At 65.3% G+C, this 13,501-nt stretch carries 12 protein-coding genes and 1 riboswitch; of the genes, 7 read left to right on the top strand and 5 right to left on the bottom strand.

The genetic code is table 11. The features are described from left to right. Positions 1–32: 32 nt before the first annotated feature. The 4 genes from ACNFCJ_RS07265 (at position 33) to ACNFCJ_RS07250 (ending at position 5,817) form a co-directional block, all read left to right on the top strand. The gene (locus tag ACNFCJ_RS07265) at positions 33–2,444 is read left to right on the top strand and encodes a 7TM diverse intracellular signaling domain-containing protein (protein ID WP_416770596.1); all 2,412 of its coding nucleotides are present in this window, start codon (positions 33–35) and stop codon (positions 2,442–2,444) included. 108 nt (positions 2,445–2,552) lie between these two features. After that, a complete protein-coding gene (locus ACNFCJ_RS07260) occupies positions 2,553–3,194 on the top strand; it encodes a TetR/AcrR family transcriptional regulator (RefSeq protein WP_416770594.1) in 642 nt (213 codons plus the stop codon). Continuing rightward, on the top strand, positions 3,191–4,840 hold the full coding sequence (locus ACNFCJ_RS07255; RefSeq protein WP_416770593.1) for an acyl-CoA dehydrogenase family protein: 1,650 nt from the start codon (positions 3,191–3,193) through the stop codon (positions 4,838–4,840). The genes ACNFCJ_RS07260 and ACNFCJ_RS07255 overlap by 4 nt, the downstream gene beginning before the upstream one ends. Before the next feature lie 41 nt (positions 4,841–4,881). Beyond that, positions 4,882–5,085: riboswitch (cobalamin riboswitch) on the top strand. A 51-nt stretch (positions 5,086–5,136) separates the two neighbouring features. After that, on the top strand, positions 5,137–5,817 hold the full coding sequence (locus tag ACNFCJ_RS07250; RefSeq protein ID WP_279921923.1) for an energy-coupling factor ABC transporter permease: 681 nt from the start codon (positions 5,137–5,139) through the stop codon (positions 5,815–5,817). A 9-nt stretch (positions 5,818–5,826) separates the two neighbouring features. Here ACNFCJ_RS07250 and ACNFCJ_RS07245 read toward each other — a convergent pair whose 3' ends face one another. Beyond that, the gene (locus tag ACNFCJ_RS07245) at positions 5,827–6,555 is read right to left on the bottom strand and encodes a hypothetical protein (protein WP_416770591.1); all 729 of its coding nucleotides are present in this window, start codon (positions 6,553–6,555) and stop codon (positions 5,827–5,829) included. Positions 6,556–6,622: 67 nt separating this feature from the next. Here ACNFCJ_RS07245 and amn point away from each other — a divergent pair, with 67 nt between their 5' ends. Then, entirely contained in the window at positions 6,623–8,155 is a 1,533-nt protein-coding gene (gene amn / locus ACNFCJ_RS07240; RefSeq protein WP_177429645.1) for an AMP nucleosidase, read from the top strand. A gap of 1 nt (position 8,156) precedes the next feature. Here amn and ACNFCJ_RS07235 read toward each other — a convergent pair whose 3' ends face one another. Beyond that, the gene (locus tag ACNFCJ_RS07235; protein ID WP_416770590.1) at positions 8,157–9,128 is read right to left on the bottom strand and encodes a threonine dehydratase; all 972 of its coding nucleotides are present in this window, start codon (positions 9,126–9,128) and stop codon (positions 8,157–8,159) included. 80 nt (positions 9,129–9,208) lie between these two features. Here ACNFCJ_RS07235 and ACNFCJ_RS07230 point away from each other — a divergent pair, with 80 nt between their 5' ends. After that, on the top strand, positions 9,209–10,552 hold the full coding sequence (locus tag ACNFCJ_RS07230) for a PLP-dependent aminotransferase family protein (RefSeq protein ID WP_416770589.1): 1,344 nt from the start codon (positions 9,209–9,211) through the stop codon (positions 10,550–10,552). On the opposite strand, the gene ACNFCJ_RS07225 is transcribed toward ACNFCJ_RS07230, so the two are convergent. Further along, on the bottom strand, positions 10,542–10,985 hold the full coding sequence (locus ACNFCJ_RS07225; RefSeq protein ID WP_416770588.1) for an acetyltransferase: 444 nt from the start codon (positions 10,983–10,985) through the stop codon (positions 10,542–10,544). The two genes, ACNFCJ_RS07230 and ACNFCJ_RS07225, sit on opposite strands and share 11 nt — an antisense overlap. A 59-nt stretch (positions 10,986–11,044) precedes the next feature. Beyond that, a complete protein-coding gene (gene ahr, locus ACNFCJ_RS07220) occupies positions 11,045–12,076 on the bottom strand; it encodes an NADPH-dependent aldehyde reductase Ahr (RefSeq protein WP_416770587.1) in 1,032 nt (343 codons plus the stop codon). A gap of 173 nt (positions 12,077–12,249) precedes the next feature. Between ahr and ACNFCJ_RS07215 the strand changes: the two genes are divergently transcribed. Continuing rightward, positions 12,250–12,819, top strand: coding sequence for a pseudouridine synthase (locus ACNFCJ_RS07215; RefSeq protein ID WP_179575923.1), 570 nt, complete (start codon positions 12,250–12,252; stop codon positions 12,817–12,819). 208 nt (positions 12,820–13,027) lie between these two features. On the opposite strand, the gene ACNFCJ_RS07210 is transcribed toward ACNFCJ_RS07215, so the two are convergent. After that, positions 13,028–13,420, bottom strand: coding sequence for a globin (locus tag ACNFCJ_RS07210; protein ID WP_084340292.1), 393 nt, complete (start codon positions 13,418–13,420; stop codon positions 13,028–13,030). Positions 13,421–13,501 lie beyond the last annotated feature (81 nt).

Genomic DNA, 13,501 nt, shown 5'->3' with positions numbered 1-13,501 from the left:
CTGGGCGTTGTCCGACAGGGTTTTGGAGTCGTATGTACCGGCTGCTCCTGCTCATCGTGAGCCTCGTTTTTTCCTCGCTCGTGGGCGCCGTTACCTTCGACGAACAGATGCGCACTCTGCCTCTGGGGCAGAGCATGTACGTGTTCGAGGACGTGCGCGGCGATGCCAGCATCGACGACATCGCCTCGCCGGCTGTGCAAGGCAGTTTCCGTCTGCATGACAAACCCGTGCTCAACGCCGGCTATTCACGCTCGGTATTCTGGCTGCGGCTGGATTTGCACTACTTGCCGCAGCAGGCACAGGGCCCACGCAACTGGCTGCTTGAACTGGCCTATCCGCCGCTCGATCACCTTGAGCTCTACCTCCCCGACGAGGCCGGCGGTTTCACTCTGGCACAGCGTACCGGCGATTCTTTGCCTTTCGACACCCGCCAGATCCGCCAGCACAACTACCTGTTCGAGCTGAATCTCGAGCCGGACCAGAACAAGCGCATCTATTTGCGCCTGGAAAGCCAGGGCTCGATCCAGGCGCCGCTGACCCTGTGGGCGCCCAACGCCTATCTGGAAGAGCAGCCCGCGCGTATCTACGTGCTTGGCATCATCTACGGCGTGCTGCTGGTGATGCTGGTGTACAACCTGTTCATCTTCCTCAGCGTGCGCGACACCAGCTACCTCTATTACATCCTTTATATCGCCTCGTTCGGCCTGTATCAGGTCTCGGTCAACGGTGCCGGCATCGAGTATTTCTGGCCCAACAACCCCTGGTGGGCCAATGCCGCGACGCCATTTCTGATTGGATCGGCCGCCTTGTTCGGCTGCCAGTTCGCTCGCAGCTTCCTGCACACAGGCGAACACAGCCCCTGGGTCGATCGCCTGTTGCTGCTGCTTATGGCCTGCGGCGCAGGGGTGATGATCCTGGCGCTGAGCATCAGTTATGCCACGGCATTGCGTCTGGCCACCTACCTGGCCCTGCTGTTCACCGTGGTTATCTTCGCCGCCGGTATCCTCGCCTGGCTGCGCGGTATGCGCGTGGCGCGGTACTTCATCTTCGCCTGGACCGCCTTTCTCATCGGCGGCATCGTCAACACGCTGATGGTGCTCGGCTACCTGCCCAACGTGTTTCTCACCATGTATGCCAGCCAGATCGGCTCGGCGCTTGAAGTGGGCCTGCTGTCGCTGGCTCTGGCTGATCGCATCAACGCGATGAAGGAAGAGCGCACGCGCATCCTCCAGGAAGCCGGACGCAAGCTCGAAGCGTTGAACCAGGAATTGGCCGACAGCAACCGCTTCAAGGACGAGTTCCTCGCCACCGTCACCCACGAACTGCGCACGCCGATGAATGGCGTGATCGGCTCGCTGGAGCTGATGCAGACGGTGAAGATGGACATCGAACTGGAGCAGTACCAGAAGACCGCTGCAGCGTCCGCGCGCGACATGATGCGTATGGTCAACGACATCCTCGCCCTCACCGAATTGCAGGCCGGCAAGCTCTATCCGCGGCGCGAGACGTTCAGCCTGCGCGGGCTGTTCGATGGTCTGCGTGCCCAGTATGCGGCGCGCGCCGAAGACAAGGGGCTGACGTTCGCCCTGGAGCTGGACGATAACCTGCCCGACACCCTGGAAGGGGACGCGGCCAAGCTGGCGCAGGCGCTGGGCTATCTGCTGGATAACGCCATCAAGTTCACCAGCCAGGGCGGCGTGAGCTTGCAGGTCGGCCGCGTTGGCAGCGTGGGCAGCAACCTGCCGCTGAGTGTGGTAGTCAGCGATACCGGGATCGGTTTCGCCCCCGTCGACGGCGACCTTTATCAGCGCTTCCATCAACTCGATGGCTCGATGACGCGCAAATACGGCGGCCTGGGCATCGGCCTGGCGATCTGCCGGCAACTGGTTGACCTGCTTGGTGGCGTGCTCAGTCACGAGTCGCAGCCGGGGCAGGGCAGTCGGTTTCGCCTCGATGTGCCGCTGACTCTGCCCCTGCAACCGCAGGCCAGCGATGTCCGCCCGGCACGGCCGCAGGGCGGGGCGCTGCAGCGCCATGCACAGCAATGCACGGTACTGATCGTCGAAGACAATGCGATCAACCAGCTGGTAACCCGCGGCATGCTGCTCAAGCTGGGCTACCGCGTGCGCACCGCCGACAACGGTGCCGAAGCGCTGGAGCTGCTGCGCAATGAACGCGTCGATGCCGTGCTGCTGGATTGCCAGATGCCGGTGATGGATGGCTTCGCCACTTGCCGCGCACTGCGTGCCCTGCCAGGGTGCGCCGAACTGCCGGTGCTGGCGATCACTGCGCACAGTCACAGTGGCGACCGCGAGCGCTGCCTGGCTGCCGGGATGAGCGATTACCTGGCCAAACCGGTGAAGTTCGAGGAGCTGCGCGTGCTGCTGCACGACTGGGTGCTGTGCCGTCCAGCCACGGTTCCCGGCGGCGCTGCCCCGCTCTGACACCCCGCAGCCTCATTCTTGGGATAGGCCGCAGATTTGGCCGGATCGTCCCTTTAGCCATGGTCTGAATCCTGATTCACTGCATGCAAGTGAATCAGGATTCAGACCATGGCTTATCGCATCACCGAAGCTCGACTCGACCGCGATCAGGCGCAGCGCCAGCGCATCCTCGACTGCGCCTTGCAGCGAGTGGCAGAGGGCGGTTTCGCCGCCCTGACCATGCAGGCGCTGGCCGATGATGTCGGTATCGCCACGGGCAGTCTGTACCGCCACTTTCGTAGCAAGGGTGAACTGGCCGCCGAGGTCTTCGCCGCTGCCAGTCAGCGAGAGGTGGATGCCCTGGCCGCCGCCCTGCGCGAGCCGGGCAGCGCCGGTGAGCGTCTGCGCATCGGTCTTGAGCAGTTCGCCGCCCGCGCCTGGCACAGCCGCCGCCTGGCTTTTGCGCTGATCGCCGAACCGGTCGATCCGGAGGTCGATGAGCAGCGCCTGCTCTACCGCGAAGCTTACGCCGAACTGTTCATCGATCTGTTGGAGGAGGGCGCCGGGGCCGGTGAATTTCGTGTCGAGCAGATCGGCCTGATGGCGGCCTGCCTGGTCGGCGCGATTGCCGAAGCGCTGGTCGGCCCTCTGTCGCCACCTGCTCGCGCTGCGCGCGAAGCCGGTCAACCCACCCTGGAGCTGGCGCAGGTCAGCGCCAGCCTTGCCACCTTTTGCCTGCGCGCCGTCGGCGCCGAGGAGCCCACGCGATGAGACCCAGCCTGCATGCCGAAACCCACGAGGTGTTCAACCAGGTGCCGAGCCTGGATGGCGCCAACCTCTATCGCCTCGATCTGCCGTTGCAGGAGTGGACTCGTCGTTATGACGGCGCCTGGGCAGACGAGCGCCTGAGCGCCTACGGGGCTCTTGCAGGTGGCGCCCTGATGCAAGCCGGCTTTCTCGCCAACGAGAACAAGCCAGTGTTCAAGAGTCATGACCGCTACGGTAATCGTATCGATCTGGTGGAGTTTCACCCGGCCTACCACGAGCTGATGCGTACGGCGGTCGAGCACGGCCTGCCGTCGCTGCCCTGGACCGACCCGCGCGCCGGCGCCCATGTCGCCCGCGCCGGACTGACCTATATGCACAGCCAGGTCGAAGCGGCCAGCGGCTGCCCGTTGACCATGACCTTCGCCGCCGTGCCAGCCATCCGCCTGCAGCCCAATGTGGCCGAGCAATGGTTGCCGAAGATCCTCTCCACCGAATACGACCCGCGCAACCTGCCGATGGAGCAGAAGACCGGCGTCACCATCGGCATGGCCATGACCGAGAAGCAGGGCGGCACCGACGTGCGCGCCAACACCACCCGGGCCTATCCCATCGGCCTTGGCGGGCCGGGGCAGGGTTACGAGTTGGTTGGCCATAAGTGGTTCTGCTCGGCGCCGATGTGCGACGCTTTCCTCACCCTGGCCTACACCGACAAGGGCCTGTCGTGCTTTCTGCTGCCGCGTCATCGCCCGGACGGCACGCGCAACCAGTTCTACATCCAGCGCCTGAAGAACAAGCTGGGCAACTGGGCCAACGCCTCCAGCGAGGTGGAATACCGTGGCGCTTTCGCCTGGATGCTCGGCGAGGAAGGGCGTGGCGTGCCGACCATCATCGAGATGGTGGCCATGACCCGCTTCGATTGCATGGTCGGCTCCAGCAGCCTGATGCGCCAGGCGCTGACCCAGGCTGCGCACCACTGCGCGCATCGCCAGGTGGGTGGCAAGCTGCTCGCCGACCAGCCGCTGATGCAGAACGTGCTGGCCGACCTGGCGCTGGAGAGCGAAGCCGCGCTGGCCCTGTGCATGCGCATGGGCCGCGCGCTGGATCACGCGCATGACGCGCAGGAAGACAAGTTCGCCCGCCTGGTCACTGCCGTGGGCAAGTACTGGATCTGCAAGCGCGCGCCGGAAATGATCTACGAGGCCAGCGAATGCATGGGCGGCGCCGGTTACGTCGAGGAAACCATCCTGTCGCGCCTGTACCGCGAAGCACCGGTCAACTCGATCTGGGAAGGCTCCGGCAACGTGCAATGCCTGGACGTGCTGCGCGCATTGTCCAAGGAACCCGGCGTACTCGATGCGTTGTTCGCCGAGCTGGGCGATGGCCATGGCGATGCTCGCCTGAAGGCGCATATCCAGCGCCTGAAGGCAGATTTTGCCGATACCGCCGATATCCAGTACCGCGCGCGCCAGCTCACCGAAGACATGGCCGTGGCGCTGCAGGCCAAGCTGCTGCTGGAGGCGGGCAACGCCACCGTCTCCGATGCCTTTATCGTCAGCCGGCTGGAAGGTCGTGGCCGCGTCTATGGCACCCTGCCACGCGGTGTCGATGTCGAGGCGCTGCTGGCGCGTAGCACGCCGCACCTGGTCTGAGCGAGGACCGCCCGGCACGCTGTTTTTTAGCCGGGCATGCGAGTAATCTTGCCGCCGATGGTTCTGCGTGCACGTTTGTGACGCGGATGAAAAGGGAACAGGGTGCGGCGAATCTCGCCAACGCCCTGGCTGCCCCCGCAACTGTAAGCGGCGAACGATGCCCTCATGCCACTGACGCCGGTCGGGAAGGCGGGCGAAGTGCCAAGCCGTGAGCCAGGAGACCTGCCATCGATAACGGGCGTTTCGCCCATCCTTCATCCGAATCGTCGCGCGGTGGGCGCGGCAAAGGAACTCGCATGCATATCGAACCCGGTGTCGTCGAAGGCGCCAAGATCCTGCTCAGCTACGCAACAGCCGTTACCGCTTTCGGCCTGACCGCCAAACTCGCCCTGGACAGCGTACGCAGCAACGGTGGTGTCGCCGCCCTGGCGTTGCGTAGCCTGCTGACCACCGCCCTGGTGTTCTGCTTCTTCGAGGTGTTTCCGCATCATGCGGTGGGGGTTTCCGAGGTGCACCTGATCCTTGGTTCTACCCTGTTGTTGCTGTTCGGCGCTGGTGCCGCAGCCATCGGTCTGGCGGCTGGTTTGCTGCTGCAGGGGCTGTTGTTCGCTCAGTTCGACCTGCCGCAGTACGGCATGAACGTCACCACGCTGCTGATCCCGCTGTGGGGCATCAGCCTGCTGGCCAAGCGCATCGTTGCGCCCGGCACCGCCTACGTCGATCTTTCCTACAAGCAGGCACTGGCGCTGTCGACTGCCTACCAGGGTGGCATCGTCGCCTGGGTTGCGTTCTGGGCCTTCTACGGTCACGGCTTCTCCAGCGAAAACCTGGCAGCCGTGGGCAGCTTCGGTCTGGCCTACATGAGCGTGATCCTGATCGAGCCGCTGATCGACCTGGGTGTGCTGGCCGGTGCCAAGGCGTTGTCGCGTTTCAGTCAGGGGCCGCTGTTCAACGTGCGCCTGCATCAGACGGCCTGACCCAGTCGCTTAGCGGCGGCGCTGCCAGATCATCTTGCCGGTATTGCTCTCGGTGACCAGGTACTGGTCGCTGAAGCGGTAGTAGGCGGCGGGTTGATAATCGGCGGCGCCTGCCAGGCGCACCATCAGCATGCCGTCCTGGCTGCGCCAGTGGCCGCTGTACTGCACCTCGCCGGGGCTGTCGTAGCTCCAGTCGCTGCCGCCGCCGGCCGAGCGACTCCACTGGGTGACGCTACCGTCGGCATTCAGTTGAAGGGTCATCAGGGTGTTGAACGAGGCGAAATTGGCGCCGCCGCTATTGATGATCTTCTCGTGCACCCAGGTGCCGACCAGCGCCGAATCCTGAGCGCCTGTGACGGAAGGCGTCGCCGCCGTTGTTGCGGCTTCGCGCTGGAACAATGCCTGGCGTTCCAGCACCTCGCCGTTGCGGGGATTGCGCGCCGCAATGCTGGTGTTGAGCATGGCGTTGGCATAGGTGGCGTTCATGTTGGCCAGCAGCAGGCCGGTCTGTGGGTCGCTGATCTCGGCACGTAGCAGCTTGCCGTCGTAACGGCCTTTGACGATCAGACGCAGATGCTGGTTTTCCACGTACTCGCCTTCCACCTCGGCTTCGTTCTGACGCAGGATCAGCTCGCTCGACTGGCCGTCGAGCGTAGCCCGGTAGTGGCCATCGAGTTCACCGGCTTGAGTGCTTGAACATGAGGCCACGACCAACAGCACAACGATTGCACGACGCATGAAGATGACCTCTGGGCAATTGCTCCAAGCCTAGTCGTTGGCAACGCGATGTGAGGTCTGTCGAGCTATGTTTTCGTCACCGTATGCAGGCAAGATAGGCGCGTACGTTCAGTCAGGAAGATGCACAGTGAAAGCCTGCTCAGATGATTTCATCATTGCCCATACCCCAGAAGAAGCAGTCGACCGCCTCGCCGCCCTGCACCAGGAGGCCACCGGCGCCCTGAGCCACGCGCTCAAGCGTTACCTCAAGGAGCGCATCCGCCCCGATGCCAGCGAGCACTGCCTGTTCCGCTACCCCGAATTGCGCCTGACCTACCTGTGCCAGGGCGAGGTGCCGACCACCGTGCGCGCCTACGCCAAGGTGCAGGTGCCGGGCACCTACGCCATCACCGTGACCCAGCCGGCGGCCTTTCGCAAATACCTGTTGGAGCAGCTGCGCCCGCTGATGAACGATTTCACCCTGCGTGTGGAAGTCGGCCGCAGCCAGCAGAACATTCCTTACCCGTATGTGGTCGAGGGTGGCGATGAACTGGCCGGCAGTGGCGTGACCGCCGCCGAGCTGGCGCGGGTATTCCCCAGCACCGACCTGTCCGCCGCCACCGACGGCACTGCCGACGGCCTGTACGACTGGGAGAACATCGACCCGCTGCCGCTGGCGCTGTTCGACGCGGCACGCACCGACTTCTCGCTCAAGCGCATCCAGCACTACACCGGCAGTGACTGGCGCCATGTGCAACCGTGGATCCTGCTGACCAACTATCACCGTTACGTCGACCAGTTCATCCGCCACGGTCTGGACATGCTGGTGGGCGACTCGCGCTTCACCCGCATGGTGCTGCCGGGCAACGTGGTGATCGAGCGTGGCATGGCCGAAGGCGAGATGCAGGCAATCATCGAGAACGTGGTCTGGCACCGCTACCAGATGCCGGCCTACCACCTGCAGGCCGAGGATGGCCACGGCATCACCCTGGTCAACATCGGTGTCGGCCCATCCAACGCCAAGAACATCACCGACCACCTCGCCGTGCTGCGCCCGCATTGCTGGCTGATGATCGGCCACTGTGGCGGCCTGCGTCAGTCGCAGACCATCGGCGACTACGTGCTGGCCCATGCCTATATGCGCCGCGACGGTATTCTCGACCGCGTGCTGCCGCCGCATATTCCGCTGCCGGCGCTGGCTGAAGTGCAACAGGCGCTGCAGGAGGCCGCCAAACTGGTCACTGGCGAGGAGGGTGACGAACTGAAGAAGCGCCTGCGTACCGGCACTGTACTGACCTACGACGACCGCAACTGGGAGCTGCGCTGGGCCCAGGAACGGCCGTTGATCAACCTGTCACGCGCGGTAGCGGTGGACATGGAAAGCGGCACCATCGCCGCCCAGGGCTATCGCCTGCGGGTGCCCTACGGCACGCTGCTGTGCGTATCGGACAAACCGCTGCACAGCGAGATCAAGCTGCCCGGTGCGGCGGGCGCCTTCTACGAGCGTGCGGTGACGCAGCACCTGCATATAGGCATCGCCGCGCTGGAGCTGATGCGTAGCCAGCTCAATTCGCTGCACTCGCGCAAGTTGCGCAGCTTCGACGAGCCGCCGTTCCGCTAGGTCAGGCCGCGACGGGCGCCTCGTCACGCAGCAGCTCGGCCAGTGCTGCGCGGTCGATGTTGGCGCCGCTGAGCACCACGGCCACGCGCTGGCCGGCATTGAGCGCACTCTCATGCATCAGGGCGGCCAACGCCGCGGCGCCGGCGCCCTCGGCGAGGTTGTGGGTGTCCTCGTGATAGGTGCGGATGGCGGCGCGAATCTTCTCGTCGTCGACCCGCACGATGCGTGCGGCGCCGGCGCGAATCATGTCCAGCGCCAATTGCTGCGGCTGGCGGCAGGCCATGCCGTCGGCCAGGGTATCGGCGCGGTCGGTCTGCACCAGGCGGCCCTGCTCGAAACTCTGCGCATAGGCGTCGGCGCCGCTGGCGACCACGCCGACGATCTCGGTGTCGAGACCAAGCAGGTCGCGGGTGCGGATCATCCCGCAGATGCCCGAGCCCATGCCGATGGGCACGTAGACCCGGCGCAGATTCGGCACCGCCTCCAGCAGCTCCAGGGCGTAGGTGGCCACGCCGCGCACCAGATCTTCATGCAGTGACGGCACCCAATGCAGGCCATCGCGCTCAGCGATGCGCGCGGCTTCGGCGCGAGCTTCGTCGAAGTCGCGACCATGTTCGATCACCTCAGCGCCGAGAGCGCGCATCGCCGCGTTTTTCTCGCGGGCGTTGCCGTGCGGCACCAGGATGCGAATCGTCAGGCCGGCTGCGCGCGCCGCCAGTGCCAGGCTCTGGCCGTGGTTGCCACGGGTTGCGGTGACCAACCCGCGCACCTGCGGTTCGCGACGCAGTAGGGCGTCGATATAGACCAGCCCGCCGCGCACCTTGAAGGCCGCGGTCGGGGCATGGTTCTCGTGCTTGACCCAGACCTCGCAGCCCGTGCGCTGCGCCAGCAGCGGCCAGGCCAGTTGCGGCGTGGCCGCCATGTTGCGGTGAACCAGTGCAGCGCTCTGGCGCAGTTGGGCGAGGTCGAACATGACGGATGCTCCGGGTGGCGTTGACTTCGATGCTAGTGCGGCGCATTGTATGGGTAAATCTTTATATTGTATGGCAAGCAATGTGGCTTCCTGACCTTCAAGACAGCGCCTTACCCACTTACCTGGCATTGGTCGAGGCCATCGCCGCGGCCATCGGCCGGGGTGAACTCAAGCCCGGTGAGCGGCTGCCGCCGCAGCGACGCCTGGCCTGGACGCTGGGCATCAACCCGAGCACGGTGATGCTTGCCTACCGTGAGGCAGCGCGTCGGCACCTGGTTTCCGGCGAGGTCGGCCGTGGCACCTACGTGCTCGCCGGCAGCCGCGAAGCGAGCCTGTTCCGGCTCAAGCAACCGACCGCGCAGGGCGATATGATCGACCTGTCGACCAACGTACCGGTGCATGACCCGGACAACCTCGATCTCTCCACCAGTCTCGCCGCACTGGCTGCACGGGGTGAGTTGGACGCCTTGCAGGCTTACCCATCTGCAGCCTTGGTCGAGCGTGCGCACCTGGCTGGTGTGACATGGCTTCGCCGACGCGGCCTGGAACTGGCACCGGGCGGCCTGCTGCTCTGCGCCGGTGCCCAGCAGGGCGTGTCGGCCGCGTTGCTGGCGCTGTGCGAGGCCGGTGAGCCGATTCTGGTGGAGCGCTATACCGCGCCGGGGATCAAGGCCGCCGCCAGGCAGTTGCGCCTGCCGCTGCATGGCGTGGCGATGGACGAGCACGGCATTCTGCCCGATGACCTCGACCGCCAGGCCCGCGCGACCGGGGCTCGCGTGGCGGTGCTCACACCCTGTTTGCAGAATCCTACCGGCGCCAGCCTGGACGCCGAGCGCCGCACGGCCATCGCCGAGGTGGCGCGGCGCCGTGGCTTGTGGATCATCGAGGATGATGTCTACGGCGTACTCGGCAGTGAGGCCCCGCTGGCGGTCCGGCTGCCTGAGCGCTGCCTGCTGATCAGCAGCCTGTCCAAGAGCGTCGCGCCCGGCTTGCGTCTGGGCTTTATCGCCGGCGCGCCGGAGCTGCTCGAACGCATCGATCCCGAAGCTCAGGCCACCCGCTGGGCGGTGACACCGCTGAGCCTGGCGCTGGGCTGTGAATGGATCGAAAGCGGCATCGCCGAACAGCGCTTGGCCTGGCAGATCGAGGAATTGCAGCAGCGTTGGCGCCTGGCCGCGCGCGTACTCGGGCCGCGTATGCCGCAGGGCAGGGCGGTGGCGCCACATCTATGGCTGGATGCTGCAACGCCGGCTGGTCTGGCCGAGGCGTGCCGGCAGCATGGCGTCGAGGTGGTGCCGGCCGAGGTGTTCGCGGTCGAGGCCAATCCGGGGCACGCCGTGCGCATCAGCCTCGCTGCGGCAGCCAGCCGGGTCGAGCTCAAGCAGGCGCTGGAAGGAATCGTGGCGGCCTGGCCTAGCGCTTGAGTGTCATGTGCAAGATAGGGAATGGACGGCCGCCGCCGTCCAGGCGCGAGCGGTCGGTCACGACGAACCCCAGGTGTTGGTAGAAACCGGCGGCCTGCGGGTTTTGCTCATTGACGTCCACCCGGGTGGCGCCCAGCACGTCGATGGCGTGGCGCATCAGTCGCTTGCCCACGCCCTGGCCGTGGCAGGCGGGGTCGACGAAGAGCATTTCCACCATGCCCTCGCTGGTGCCGAGAAAGCCCAGTATTCGCCCTGACTCATCGCGTGCGCAGGTCAGCTGCACTGCCGGGAAATACTGCTCGCGCAGCAGCGGCTTGATCACCTGCAGATCGCTTGCCGGCAGGAAGTGGTGAGTGGCGCGCACGGCAGCCTCCCAGATTTCCACCAGGGTGGGCAGTTCGGCATCGGTGGGTGTGTCGAGAGTCAGCGGCATAACGGCAGGCATCTTGGATGAAACGGGGCGCAGAGCATGCCAGCTCTGCGCCCGCGCTGTCATTTGCTCGCGTCGAGCACCACGCGGTAGCGCGCCTTGCCGCTGCGCAGATGGTCGATGGCCACGTTCACCTGGCTCATGGGGAATTGCTCGACCTGTGGCAGGATCTGATGGCGCGCGCAGAATTCGAGCATGGTGGCCATGGTTTTCGGCGAGCCTACCGGCGAGCCGGACAGGCTCTTTTGCTGCGGAATCAGGTTGAACACATGCACCGGAATGGCGCTGGGCACGATGCCGACGAAGTGCAGGCGGCCCTTGCCGCGCAGGGTGCCGAGCAGGGCAATCCAGTCGAGGTCGGCGCTGGCGGTGACCAGGAGGAAATCCAGGGTGCCGGCAATCGCCTTCATCGCCGCGCTGTCGGTGGAGGCCACCACCTTGTGCGCGCCCAGGCGTTTGGCTTCGTCCTGCTTGTTCAGCGACGAGGTGAAGGCCGTCACCTCGCAACCCCAGGCGTTGAGAAAGCGCAGCGCCAGGTGGCCGAGGCCGCCGATACCAACTACGCCAACGCGGTCGGTGGGCTTGATGTCGAACTCCAGCAGTGGGCTGAACACCGTGGAGCCGGCGCAGAACAGCGGGCCGACCAGCGCCGGGTCGAGGCCGTCGGGCAGCGGCACCGCCCAGGCCCAGTGCGAGCGCAGGCGGTCGGCGAAACCACCGTGGCTGCCGACGATGGTCGGCTTCACCGAGCGGCACAGCTGGTGCGAGCCTTCCATGCACGAGCCGCAGTGCATACAACTGCCCTTGTACCAGCCGATACCGACTCTTTGACCCAGCTTGAGACCGCGTGCCTGCTCGCCGAGACGGACGATGGTGCCGACCACCTCATGGCCGGGGATGAAGGGGTAGCGCGCATTGCCCCATTCGTTGTCGATCATCGATTGGTCGGAATGGCAGATGCCGCAGTATTCCACCGCCACTTCCACCTCTTCGGCGCCGAGCGGGCCGGGGTCGTAGCTCAGGCGTTCCAATGGCGCCTTGGGTGCCGTGGCAGCCCAGCCGGTGAAGGTGGCGAGTTCGGCGTTATTGCTCATCGGTGGCTCCTGATCGCAGGGGGAAACTCGCAGCTTAGTCGCTCTGGCAGGACGTGGAAGCACCATCAGCGCCGCTTATCGTGGGTTACACTGCGCAGCTCATTTTCATCGAAGCTCGTTGCATGTCGCGCCCTCGTCCTCCCGCCAATCGCCGTTCTGCCGCCCCGCGTCGTGTGGCCAAGGCTCCGCCTGCACAGCCGCGGCTGTTGATCCTGAACAAGCCGTTCGACGTACTCACCCAGTTCAACGATGAGCAGGGCCGCGCCACACTCAGGGACTTCGTCGATGTGCCAGGCGTCTACCCGGCCGGGCGTCTGGATCGTGACAGCGAAGGCTTGCTGCTGCTGACCAACGATGGCCGCCTGCAGGCGCGTATCGCCGACCCCAAGCACAAGCTGCCGAAGACCTACTGGGTGCAGGTGGAAGGCGAGCCGAGCGATGGACAGTTGCAGCAGCTCCGCGATGGCGTGACGCTCAATGACGGCCCGACCCTGCCGGCTGAGGCGCGGCGCCTGGACGAGCCCGAGCTGTGGGAACGCAACCCGCCGGTGCGCTTTCGAAAAAGCGTGCCGACTGCCTGGCTGGAGTTGGTGATTCGCGAGGGGCGCAACCGTCAGGTACGGCGCATGACCGCCGCTGTCGGCTTGCCGACCTTGCGCCTGGTGCGTGTGGCCATCGGGCCGTGGCGGCTGGATGGGTTGCAGCCTGGGCAGTGGCGTGAGGTGCCCGCGCGTTTGCCGTAGAGGCGCGCGGCTTGCCTGATGAAGCACTGAAAATCCATATACCGTCACTCCCGCGCAGGCGGGAGCCCAGTTTCTAGGGTCCCGCCTTCGCGGGAATGACGACTGTTTCAGAACCTAGTGTGTCGTGGGGCCGCCTGGGCTGCGCGCACCCGTGCTCAGGGCAGCGGACGTTTTGTCGCAGAGGCCGGGCCGGCGACCATGACCTGAATCAATAACCGGCCTTGATCACGGCGATACCTTTGTTCAGCACTTCACGCCAGGCCTGGCGCACGTCTGCGTCGCATTCCTTGTCGTGTTCGCCGATGGTCAGCAACAGCGCGTCGAGCCACAGGTCGTAGAGTTCCGGGCGAATGTCCAGGCGCTCACGCGAGTGCGATTCGCCGAGGGCGCGCAGCTTGGTGTCAGGCATGCCGCGGGCGTGCATCACCAGGTTGAGGATGCCCTGACGCAACAGCTGCTTCTGCGCGCTCATGTCGGTGTCGACGAATTTCTCGCGAATCAGCGGCGAGCTGGCGAGGAAGTGGCGGTAGAAACTGTCGAAGAAATCCGGGCTGGCGCAGCAGCGTCCATAGCTTTGCATCACCAGATTGGCGGCGCTCATGTGTAATTCCTTGAGTAGGCGGCAGGTCGCATCGAGACGATGGCCTGGAGACGGTCAGATGTAGCGCTGGCTACTGCGGTC

Origin of the sequence: Pseudomonas sp. NY15364 (assembly GCF_048068235.1) — a bacterium.
GTDB classification, from domain to species: domain Bacteria; phylum Pseudomonadota; class Gammaproteobacteria; order Pseudomonadales; family Pseudomonadaceae; genus Aquipseudomonas; species Aquipseudomonas mendocina_D.
The sequence above is the reverse complement of the archived record's forward strand: the minus strand, read 5'-3'. Positions and strand labels throughout refer to the sequence as shown.